This is a genomic window from Thioflexithrix psekupsensis (assembly GCF_002149925.1).
Classification (GTDB): domain Bacteria; phylum Pseudomonadota; class Gammaproteobacteria; order Beggiatoales; family Beggiatoaceae; genus Thioflexithrix; species Thioflexithrix psekupsensis.
The window spans coordinates 396,988-409,247 of the sequence record NZ_MSLT01000023.1 but is presented as its reverse complement, the minus strand read 5'-3'; the positions used below and the strand labels follow the sequence as shown (position 1 = coordinate 409,247).

Here is a 12,260-nt window from a genome sequence, read left to right as displayed (position 1 = left end):
CGTATTGAATATAGAAATCATGTCATGATTTGCCCTTTTACTTAAAAAAAACACCACCCCGACATTAAACTGTCAGGGTGGTGTTTTTGTTTAGTAATTAAAACCCTGCTTCTTGTGCTAAGAATAACAACTCACTCAATTTACCCACTAAGTAAGGATTTTCACCGTATAACTCAGGTTGATACAGGTAAAAATGACCGTCTGTTGTGTGATACCCTAAGTAAGTCCCGTTCGCAGGATAGTATCGAGCTTGATAAGGATCAAGCCATTGTGTGGCTTCGGCAGGCGCAGGAAGTATTTCAGAAAAATAAGCCTCTGCCCAATTCATCACCCGTTCATAATCCGCTTTGGGTTCTTCTTTCGACTCTTCGACAGCGGGAGCAGATTGCGCTTTTTTGCGCGACGTGCTTTCTGCGTTAGAAGATTCGAGCGGAGAAGTGATGCAAGTGCTTTGCTGCATTCCATTGGGATAGGACAGGCTAAAGTCCTTATCACTGTCTTTGCTAATATTAAAACTCCCCGATCCCGCATTCGGAACAAGAGACCAATGCGGATAAAGCATGATGGCTGTACCTTCAACACCTAATTCACCTTGTCCGCGGGGTTCTAACTGCACACCTGCGTTCTGTTGTAAATAGGTTTGTACCATCGCCATGTCCGCTAACGCAGGATGAAGATTTTGTTGGTATTTCATGCCGTCGTGTTCAAACGTCAGACTGACCGCGCCACTGTCACATGGCATTGGGGTGTAGCTCAATCCCAGTGGTGTCTCGTCGGCGACTCGCTGAATATTCCACTCTGGCCACATGCTCGCGCCTATGCCATGACCTTCAAATAACCAATTTCCACCCGATTGCATTCCGGTCATTTTGATACCCAAAGCCGCTAATACAGATTCCCAAGGGGCTTTAGGCATTAGACCAGGAACTGTTCTAAGTATCACGCCATTGCTTAAAGACAACACTAAACTGCCATCTGCACTGAGTTTAAAACTCGGTGTTTGGCTGTTTGTCGGACGCTCGTTAGACAGAATAACAAATGCAGCCATCACTGATTTATCCGGTGCCGTAAACAGCAATTCTCCATCGGCCAGTTGTTCCACAGATAAGTTTTCAAAGCCAGGAATCATCCGAATTAATGCACTCAGATCAAGCTCAGTTTCACTGTCGCCCGAATGGGGATTGTCAGGCGTTTCTTCTGGGTCTGTGGCATCGTTTGGATTTTCTGTATTATCCATGTTGTCTGTATTGTCTGTATTGTCTGTACCGTCCGTATTTGGAGGCGGGGTATCCGTGTTGTCCGTCGCGTCCGTATTTGGAGGCGGGGTATCCGTGTTGTCCGTCGCGTCTGTATTTGGAGGCGGGGTATCCGTGTTGTCTGTCGCGTCTGTATTTGGAAGTGTCGTATCTGTGTTGTCCGTCGCGTCTGTATTTGGGTCTGTCACATCGGGTTGGACGGGAATAATAACACCACCACTATCTTCAGTAGGATTGTCAGGATCGGTGATGTCCTCTTTAGGCTCTTCTAACACACACGGAATCGTTCCTGTCACTTCATTGCTTCTGACTCCACCAGCCATATTGCGCACGCTGTAAGTATAAGCACGGTCACATTCTGTAATGCCAACCCGCACCGTGTCTGTCCATGTCAGTGCCGCAGTGCTGGCAAAAACTTGGTCTTTTTTGTCACTGCGATAAATGTAGTAACCATGACTGTCTTTTGCCGCATTCCACACCAATACATTACCTTCAACTGTAGAACTGATCTGCAAATTAGACGGCGCAGGCACTTCAACCACCGGCGGAGGCGACGGCGGCGGCGGTAAAGGCGGCGCAACGGCTTTGTCCCCAATCGCCACACTCACGGATTCTAAGGTATTGCTTTCGAGATAAGACGCGCCATCCCCTATTTTAATACTGTGGTGAATGCTGCTGGAGTGCGCGCCTTCCACAATACTGTCATCTATTGCCGTGACGGTAATGGTTTGTGCTGTGGAAGCAGTGGCATCAGCCGCAAAAATCAATTGACTTTGACTGACTGCCAATTGTTTGCTGTCATAGCTCAATAACACCGTTACAGGACTGACCGGTGCGCTGTTAAGAGAGATGCTATAACTCCCCGTTGCACCTCCTTCAACCGCAGAAATACTGCTCGGTTTGATCACCACGCCCGGATCGTTGTCGGTAATGTTGACCGTGACTGGCGCAATTGCCAGTGCATTCGTATAACCTACGCCGTCCCCTGTTGTGATGCTGTGCGTAATAAGAGCAGGTACGTTACTGAATACACTGTCATCGATTGCGGTCACTTGGATATATTTCATTTGTAACGCAGTTTCATCAGCCGCAAAAGTTACCGTTGTGACATCAGTTTGCAGGCGAGTGTCTGGAGTCAATGTCATGGTCACGGCTTGGATCGGAATACTGCTTAAACGCAAGGTGTATTGCCCTGCCGTGCCACCTTCGATCAGGTTAAGGGTCTCGCTGTACGGTTGGATAACCACCCCCGGATCGTTATCGTAAATAATGGTTCTGACAGTCATTTCCGTCACACCGCTATAACTGCCATTCAACGTGGCTTTGATAAAACTCCACTTAGTGCCGTGCGGAATTGTGTCATCTACTGGAGCGACAGTGACATTCTGAACGGTGTCCCAATTGTTGGCATCAAAGCTCAAAGTGATTGGCTGGCCGGCAGCACTTGCACCCAAACTGACAAAATTATCTGGGGTTAAGGTGACTGTGGCGATTCCGCCGGGTTGACCGGTCAATTTCACACTAATCACACCGCTTTGGCCTTCAACTACCGGGTCTTCCATTTCTGTGACCATCAATCCTATGCCGCCTACTGTGAGTTTACCCGGTAAATAGCTGATGGTGTAATTGGGACTGGTTAAGCCACTGGCATTGATGTCATAAGAACCCGCAATCACTGGAGTCGGCGCAGTGGTAGTGAAAGCCAATGTACCAGATAATACAGTTTCAGTTTCACTGCGCACAAAACCCTCATAGCTGGTAGCACCGAACGCAGGCAACGGACTGCCTTCTTGAATACTGGCATCGGCTACCCACACGCTTAACGCAACAGGATTAATCACCACTTCTACGCTGGCTTGTGCAACGGGTGTGTTGACATCGGCCGCTTGTTCAGCCGTCAATTGGCAAAGTCCTGCTTGTAAGATGTTTACTGTATTGCCACTGACGCTACAGGTCTCTGGCGTAATGCTGGTGTAAGTGATCGCACCCGTGGCCCCATCGCGCTTGGCAGTGACAGTAAAGTTAAGATTGGCATAAGACGGGCTGTCAATGGGTTCAAAAGCCAACGCGCCTTCACTCGGCGTTACGGTAAAGCTATGGCTGACCGGAGTGGCGGCCGCATGAAGCGTGTCGCCCGGTTGCGAAGCGGTCACCGTACAAGTTCCTGCACTATTTACGCTTAATACGCCACCAGTCACACTACACACGCCACTGGCACTGTATTCGACACTCAACGTTGCGGGTGTCACGGTTGCGCTCAGTGTAGGTGCGGGTTGACCATAGCTGATGTCAGGCAATGCGGCAAAAGTAATGCTTTGTGCGATTTTACTCATGTCAAAACTACGCACGACATCGCTTGCCGCGTTATACTGCGCATCCCCTGCTTGCGACGCGGTGACAGTACACATGCCTGCATCGTTGGCAGTGACTTGGTCGCCGCTGACAGTACAGTTTCCACTGGCACTGTAGTTGACGGTCAAACCTGAAGAGGCTGTTGCCGTTAAAGTCTGACTGCTACCCGGTGCGGTTTCTTGTAAGAAGGGGAAATCAATGGCTTGTGCCAATTTAGCAATCTCAAAGCTGCGTTCTGCCGAAGTTGCCGCGCTGTATTGACCATTTCCCGCTTGTGATGCAGTGACAGTACAAGTACCTACGCCCGTGGCAGTGACTTCATTTCCAGTAACACTACAAGGGCCACTCACGCTATAACTCACTGCTAAACCCGAAGACGCACTGGCGTTTAGAATTTGCGTGTCGTTGGGGGTGAGATTCCCTAAAGTGGGGAAGGTGAGGGTTTGGGTATGATTTAATGCCGTAGTGGTGGCGGAGATTTCCGCGCTGGGATCGCTTGTCACATCAATCGTGTCGCCAGTATAGCCAGTGACAACAAAGTAGTAGGTCGTGCCGGGTTTTAGGCCATTCACGGTATAACCCGTAGCGGTTTTATCCGCAGTCACGCCAGCCAGATCATAAGGGCCACCAGCGGTTGTGGCATATTGAACTTGATAATAGCCGCTATCGCTTTGATACAGCATCGGAGTCCAACTCAGCGCAATGCTGGTTGCAGACAACACATTCGCGGTGATGCCAGTCGGCGGCGCGGTTTGGGTGTCGCGCCAATCCGCTTGTCTGGCAGTCGCGGTGCCGCTGGTTTCGTCGGTCAGGGCGTTATACCCTAGAGACAAGTTCGGCGGCATGCCAGGGAAATAAGGTAAAGGTATTTTTGACAAATCAGGAATAGTGCCAGTAAGACGGTTATTGCTCAGCAATAACTCGCTAAGATTAAGCTGGCTAAGTTCTACTGGAATAGCACCGCTTAATTGGTTATTGCTTAAATTTAGACTACTAAGCAAAGGCGCATTACCTAATTGGCTGGGGATTGCTCCATTTAGTTTGTTGTTGGCAAGAGATAAAGTTCTCAATTGGCTGAGATTAGCTAATGCCACTGGAATCTGACCAGACAGTTGGTTGCCATCCAAAGACAAGTCACTTAATGCAGACAAATTACCTAGTTGTGATGGAATTTCACCTGATAATTTGTTACCTCTTAAATAAACATAGCCCAAGCTAGGAAGCTGCCCTAGCTCTGGTGGAATTGTCCCAGTCAGGTTATTATCCATTAAACCCAACTGAATTAGTCCTGTGAGGTTGCCTAGTTCAGAAGGGAGTGTGCCAGATAAATTATTAGAATTCAGATACAAGGAACTCACTCGCCCATTGTATACCTGCACGGTGTACCATGTACTCACCGCGCTATTGGTGTTCCAATTAGTCTTAGTCGTCCAATTAGCACCGCCGGTACTGTTGTACAGTGCCAACAAGGCTTGGCAGTCGCCTACGGGTACGCCAGTAACCGCAGTACTATTACAGTTAGTGACTATCGCCCCAGACGCACTGATTTGTATTGATTGAGTGACATCCGCTGCTGCATTGTAGTCCACATTACCCGCTTGCGAAGCAGTGACGTTGCAAAGTGTGCCGGGGGTGATGGTAACGGTGGTGCCGCTGATGCTACAGCCCGCTGCGCTATACGTCACCGGATTGCCCGACGCGCCACCCGTCGCACTCACGGGGAATTGACCGCCAGAAATGCTGGAACTGCTAATAGCTGGGAAGTTAATCGTTTGATTGGCTTTGGCAAACACCAGTGAACGACTGACTGGAGCCGCCGCGTTGTAATTGGTATTGCCTGCCTGATTGGCTGTGACTTCACACAATCCTTCGGTAAAAGTCACCACATCGCCACTCACGCTACATGTTCCTGTCGCACTGTAAACAATCGGCTCGCCCGAAGTTCCGCCGGTAGAGGCTAGGGTCAACTGCGCGTTACTCACACTGGCGCGGTCAAGTGCGGGAAAATTAATCAGTTGATTGCCTTTAAGCACAGAAATATCTAACGTAGCACTGGTTGCGTCATAAGCTGACGTGGCCGCAACGGCAACCGTAACCGTACATGTTCCCACGCCCGTTAGCGTGATGAGATTACCACTGTTAGAACAAACGCCCGTCGTGGAGTAATTCAACAAATAAGGCGGAACAGAACTGGTCGCACGCACGCGAAATGCTGGATTACCATAGGCTTTTTCGCCGACTTCGGCAAGACTTAATGACACAACGGCTTTTTTAACTTCAAACTCTAACATGGCCGATGCGGGTTTAAAACTCGCATTGCCATCTTGAAACGCTTCCACTTTACAAGTTCCCGCCCCAAACACATAAAGCGTATTTGGAAGAGCGACAAAACACACGTTAGGAGACAAGCGCGTGGTTAATTTCACAGGATTCCCCGAACCGCCGCCGGTAACGCCTAAAGTGAAAGACGGATCGTCCGCAGTCTTTTCAGGCACAGTATCAAACGTAATCGTCTGGACAGTCCGCGCCGGATTGATGTCAAAACGCTGTGTGCCATCCGATGCCTCATTAAAATAGCCATTGCCCGGATGGGTAGCGGTAATCGCGCAATTCCCCGTGCCGCTAACGCTGACCACGCCACTGCTGTTGACGCTGCAAGGCCCGCTGGCGGAATAAACCGGTGTCAAGCTGGAACTGAGGGACACATTCAATGCAGGCGCGGATTCACCGAGTTCAATATTGTTAATGGGATAAAACGTCACCCATTGATTCGCTTTTAAGACTTCCGTGACAAAAGAAACTGTCCCCGAGACATTATTACTGGCATCTTTTGCAGTACAACTAATGGTATTTTTACCCACAGGCAAATAGCTGGTGAGAGCTGGAGTACACGTCACCACGGGATTTGCGTCTATAGCATCCGTGGCTGTGACTTGGTTAGGCACTATCGCACCACTGGCATTTTGCGCCGTATATCGCGCGTAATAGCGGTATTGAATACTTGGCGACATGATATCAACCACACCCGGTACGTCCATCCGTGCATTCTTGAAATAATATTGGCCCAGCCATGCACTGCCATACCATTCGCAGCTAAACACCTGTTTGCCGCCGCCTGCTGAGGTGTTCTGAAAATAGTAGCGTACTCCGCTCTTGTATTGACTGGGCGTGATGTAACTGTTGCAACTGGCATCGCTACAAATTTTGGTATTGACTGCATCTCTGTATTTGATGCTGCCGCCAGATTTTGAGCCGCCGTAAACCATTGTGCCGTAACTGAGAAAAGCAGAGCCGCCGCCTAATCCCTCATCCAAAGCGATGCCGGCTAATTCGCCGCCAATTTCGGCGGCTTCACTGCTCTCTGGTATGCCCATGCCGACGGGCGACACGGCTTGCGTGTAGTCTTTACCCTGAAAATTGAGATCGCAATAGCAAACCGAACCGCCACCAGGCAGCGATCCTTCTTTAGTCCCGCCCGCACTGCATGATAAAGCGTAAGCCTGACTTGTCCAGAGAGACAGCCATAAAACCGCGGTCAAACCAAGCCAGTTTGCGCGTTGTTGTGAACGTAACGGGACAAAATGCCGTCCGCTTCCCGATGACAGCCAGCGGGTAAACCGGGCTGTGCTATTTTTTAAGTGAGATGTCATAAGATTGTACTTCTTAAATTAAAACGTGATTAAGAAAATGGTTGAGGATACTAAACTGTAGTTTTATTGTTGTTATGCGTAAAAATAAATTAAGAAACTTGTTAAATATTACTAAAAGTAATTAAAATCAGCCTAACTCAAACGCAACGATCCGTAAATAGCACGAAAGTTGTAAGAACACACAAAAAAATTATGTGTATAAAGATAAATCATTGATTTAATTTAAATTATTTTTCTATTAAACGTTGTTATGATAACAATATATTAAAATATATTAAAAGACAGGTATCAAATGAAGGGGGGAATGAAAGTGATTTATAAATTACAATTTACAGAATTAAACAAAAAAAAAGCGGCTCATGAAAGCCGCTTTTTTATTTACCCAAACAAAAATATTTATTCCTCCGCTTTCCGCCACACCAACCGCTCAAACCCAACCGCTACCACGGCCGTCGTTTGCAAGCGCAATATATCCTCTCCATAACGCTCAAATAAAATGGGTTTATACGTTTCTAATTGCGCAAATGCGGCGGTAAATGCAGCTTGTACTTGGGGTAATTCTTGCAATGTTTTCTCCGATAAATGTTGCACTTCTTTCCCGCTTAAATTCACATCACTTAATTTCACAAATTTAAACTCCATTAAATGATCTAGCATCTCATATTTACGCATATCAGGCCGTGCAATTAAAGTAAAATCGGCATATTGCCGTTTTAATTCAGGTTCTGAATCGACAATATATAAACGATCATCAAACAATAACATCATAAACGCCGTTTTAATCGCAAATTCATTGACCCAACGATAATCACGATTACTAAAAATATTCAGTCGTTCTTGAATAAAATTACATAAGGGTTGTAAATCGCCTGTAATAAAGAATTGTTCTTTTGCTTGACTAAAGTCACTGAGTTGTACATCGGGTAATAATAATTTGCGTAATTTCTCCACATATAAACTGCGAATCACTAAATTAGGAATGCGTAATTGGAGCTTGCCAAGCACGACAACTTTATCTTGTGTTAAAACGCCCAGATAATATAACAACGAAGCCAGTGCTTCTTCTTCTTGCTCTTGCTCCAGCATATCTTTGACCCCAAACCGATCATGCAATTTCGGCACGATAACCTGTTGACTGTCATCACAAATTCGCTGAATTAATGCAGGGCCATTCGGCAATTGCGCGATATAATTAATACGGTCTCGATCCATGCCTAAATTATGGTCTAATAACTCATCAGGATAGCGGCAATATTGGGCTAAACTTTTCAAAAAATAAAGCGCAAGGGTAGGATTATAAACCGACGTAAAATCATGCTGATTAAAACAATAACCATTATAAAATTGCCGCATGGTTTTCATTGCCGTTTCAATATCTACTAATTCTCCGCGTTGCTGACATTCCTGATTCACTTGATTTAAGATTTTCTGAATTTCAATTTCAGTAAACCCACATAAATCATTAAATTCTGGATTGCGATAAATATTATCAGCCACATTATAACCACTGCTAATATCCGCCATAATCACAGGCGAAACGCCCGTAATAAAAACCCGATCTAGTCCATTACCTGCAGCCGCCGCTTTTACATTTTTAAATAATGATTTCAAAATGCCTTCGCCATAAACTAAATCCGCATAACGATCATTATTATGGACTTTTGAAGCCATGACTTCGTTGGCAAAATTATCGTATTCGTCTATAAAAAGATAGAGCAACCGTTTTTGCTCGCGTGTAGCTCGCAATAGGGCATCAAATGATGACACCGCATCCTCATCATTAATTTCAATATCCAATTGATAGGCTTGAGCAAAATCTCTAATGCGGTTATTAACATGACCATAAAGCCGTCGTCGTATCTCTTCGATTGTCCCTCGCGCATCTACTTTGGAAAAATCCCAAGTCATTACCAAATATTGATTATGTTTCTCAGTAGGATTTTTGCCAATGGCTAAATGGCCAAATAAAGTTTCAAATTCGTCTGCATTAGCCACATCGTAATAATTCGATAACATATTCAGCAATAAACTTTTACCAAAACGGCGCGGACGTAAAAATAATAATTGTTGTCCCGCTTCCTCTAATAACGGAATTCGATCTGTCCGATCCACATAAAAATAGCCTTCTTTAATCAATTTATTAAAATTGCTCATGCCATAAGGAAATTTCATTTTTTGCACTCCTGTTTGGGAAAAATAAATTATACTTTGTACGAAGTTTATCGTTCAAAAAATTCTGACAAAATAGGCTAATAGGTTTAGCCACTGCTCCTTAACAACCCTCCATAAGACAAAATAAAACAGGAAAAACATGAGCGAACGTTTAGACGCTTTACACCATTGGTTGCAGTATGAAATTACACTGGATACGCCTACCGATACGCCTACATTAACCTTGGCCTCTAGTGATGCCAGTTTCCGTCGGTACTTTCGCTGGCACACGGCACAGGGCAGCTATATCGTCATGGATGCGCCGCCACCACAGGAAGATTGTCGGCCTTTTGTGGCTGTCGCGCAGCAATTGCTGGCGGCGGGCGTGCGCGTGCCAACGATTTTCGCCTGTGATGTGACACGGGGCTTTTTATTATTAACTGATTTTGGTGACACCGTTTATCTGGATGTGTTGAATTCTGAGCGCGTTGACGTATTGTATGAAGCGGCTTTGAACATGTTATTGCACATTCAGCACGCCGATCCCCATCAATTACCCCTTTACGATGCCACTTTATTGCAGCGGGAAATGGCTTTATTTGTCGATTGGCTGCTTTTACAACATTTGCGCCTTATTTTATCTGATGCGGATCGAGCGATGTTAGCGCAACAATTCGCTTTGTTGACCGAATCCGCGTTGTGCCAACCCCAAGTGTTTGTACATCGAGATTATCATTCGCGTAATCTAATGTTCTCTCCAGAACACCCCACCACACCGGGCGTTTTAGATTTTCAAGATGCAGTACGCGGCGCAATCACTTATGATCTGGTGTCATTGTTGCGCGATTGTTATATCGCGTGGCCAGAAGATCGGGTTATCGCGTGGGTGCGGAATTATCAGGAAAAATTGCAACAAGCAGGTTTAATGGCAGAAGTGGATCACGCGACTTTTTTACGTTGGTTTGATTGGATGGGCGTACAACGACATTTAAAAGCCAGTGGAATTTTTGCCCGCTTATATCATCGAGATGGCAAAATCGGTTATTTAGCCGATATTCCGCGCACTTTAGACTATATTGTCACCGTTTGTGCCAACTACCCAGAATTGCAACCGTTGGGACATTTTGTGACGCGACGAGTTTTACCGGTGTTGCAAGGAGAATTCACGTGTATGCCATGATTTTGGCCGCAGGACGCGGGGAAAGAATGCGCCCTTTAACCGATACGCTGCCCAAACCTTTGCTGAAAATTGGCGCATATTGTTTAATAGAATACCATTTGTTGCGTTTAGCGGCGGCGGGCTTTAATCATGTGGTGATTAATCATGCGTGGTTGGGGGCGCAGATTGAAACGGCTTTGGGCGATGGTCAACGGTATGGGCTGCACATTCGTTATTCGCCCGAAGGGGAAGCCTTAGAAACAGGCGGCGGTATCGTGAACGCCTTGCCGCTGTTGGGAACGGGGCCTTTTTTGGTGGTCAATGGCGATGTGTGGACGGATTATCCTTTTACGCATCTACGGCACAAGAAAATAGACGGTTTAGCGCATTTGGTTCTGGTCGATAACCCGGCACATCATCCACAGGGTGATTTTGCTTTGCAACAAGGAATAGTACAATTATCAGAACAATCTCGTTTAACATTCAGTGGCTTGGCGATTTATCAACCTAAATTATTTGCAGGATTAACGGTATCACGTTTTTCAGTTGTTCCCTTGTTGCACAAAGCGATCACGGCCGGACAAGTGAGTGGAGAGCATTATCAGGGAGAATGGGATGATATTGGGACAGTCGCTCGTTTGCAGGCGTTGCGAGAAAGAAAAGTGACTTTACCTGTGGATTAAGTTCCCTATGATGTGGTTTATTAGTTTGTTTTTTAGAATGGAAAGTGATTATGTCGGTATTAATTTGTGGTTCATTTACTTATGACACGGTCATGGTGTTAAATGATAAGTTTAAATTTTTAAATGCGTCGATTGAATCTTCTTCGGGGGATTTTTTCTACGTGATTCCGGATTTACGGCGACAATTTGGGGGGTGTGCGGGTAATATCGCTTATAACTTAAAAATGTTAGGCGGCGATCCCTTGCCAATGGCAACGATTGGAATGGATTTTGGACAATATGCCGAGTGGTTAGACAGTCAAGGGATTTCCCGCACGTGCATTCATCCCATTGCGCACAGTTACACGGCGCAAAATTTTGTCACCATTGATATGGAAGATAATCGTATAACGGCATTTTATGCCGGTGCGATGGCGTTTTCTAATTTTAATCCCATTGCGGGAAAAACCCATAAAGTGGCATTGGCCACGATTTCGTTGGATAATTCAGAAGCAATGAAAGTTCATGCCTTGCAACTGAGTGAAGCGGGCGTGCCATTTTTATTCGACCCCGGACATGCGATCACCGAATTTGATAGTAATGATCTGCTTAGTTTTGTAGAACAAACCCGTTGGGTTCTACTCAATGCGCAACAATGGGCGTATATGTCGAAAACCACGAATTTAACCGCAGAAGATGTGGCTTCGCGGGTGCAAGCCTTGATTATTACACAAGGTGAGAAAGGCGCGGTGATTTATGCTGAGGGCGCAAAATATCAAATTCCTGCGGCCAAAGCGCAAGCGGTCAATGATACTTCAACGTGTGGCGATGCGTTTTGTGCGGGGATTTTATACGGTTTATCCAAAGATATTGATTGGGAAACCACGGGACGAATTGCGGCATTAATGGGCGCAATTAAAGCCGAACATCACGGCTCTCAAACGCATCGCTTTACTTTAGAAGCGTTTAAGGCGCGTTTTAAAAAGAATTTTGGTTATGCGTTAATTGTCTAATTCTCTGAATCTTTATT

5 protein-coding genes are annotated in these 12,260 nt (G+C 46.0%); 3 read left to right on the top strand and 2 right to left on the bottom strand.

Annotation, left to right across the window (positions count from 1 at the left end):
• Positions 1 to 97: 97 nt before the first annotated feature.
• Positions 98 to 7,258 carry an MBG domain-containing protein gene (locus tag TPSD3_RS14435; RefSeq protein ID WP_086489245.1) on the bottom strand — a complete coding sequence of 2,387 codons (7,161 nt, stop codon included), beginning with the start codon at positions 7,256 to 7,258 and terminating at the stop codon, positions 98 to 100.
• A gap of 396 nt (positions 7,259 to 7,654) precedes the next feature.
• Complete coding sequence (locus tag TPSD3_RS14430; RefSeq protein WP_086489244.1) at positions 7,655 to 9,430, bottom strand: AAA family ATPase; 1,776 nt, start codon at positions 9,428 to 9,430, stop codon at positions 7,655 to 7,657.
• Positions 9,431 to 9,569: 139 nt separating this feature from the next.
• Between TPSD3_RS14430 and TPSD3_RS14425 the strand changes: the two genes are divergently transcribed.
• The 3 genes from TPSD3_RS14425 to TPSD3_RS14415 are packed head-to-tail and all read left to right on the top strand — an operon-like array spanning position 9,570 to position 12,243.
• Positions 9,570 to 10,589, top strand: a complete 1,020-nt coding sequence (locus TPSD3_RS14425; RefSeq protein WP_086489243.1) for an aminoglycoside phosphotransferase family protein — start codon at positions 9,570 to 9,572, stop codon at positions 10,587 to 10,589.
• Positions 10,586 to 11,251 carry an N-acetylmuramate alpha-1-phosphate uridylyltransferase MurU gene (gene murU / locus TPSD3_RS14420; protein WP_217884491.1) on the top strand — a complete coding sequence of 222 codons (666 nt, stop codon included), beginning with the start codon at positions 10,586 to 10,588 and terminating at the stop codon, positions 11,249 to 11,251. The genes TPSD3_RS14425 and murU overlap by 4 nt, the downstream gene beginning before the upstream one ends.
• 50 nt (positions 11,252 to 11,301) lie before the next feature.
• On the top strand, positions 11,302 to 12,243 hold the full coding sequence (locus tag TPSD3_RS14415; RefSeq protein WP_086489241.1) for a carbohydrate kinase family protein: 942 nt from the start codon (positions 11,302 to 11,304) through the stop codon (positions 12,241 to 12,243).
• Positions 12,244 to 12,260 lie beyond the last annotated feature (17 nt).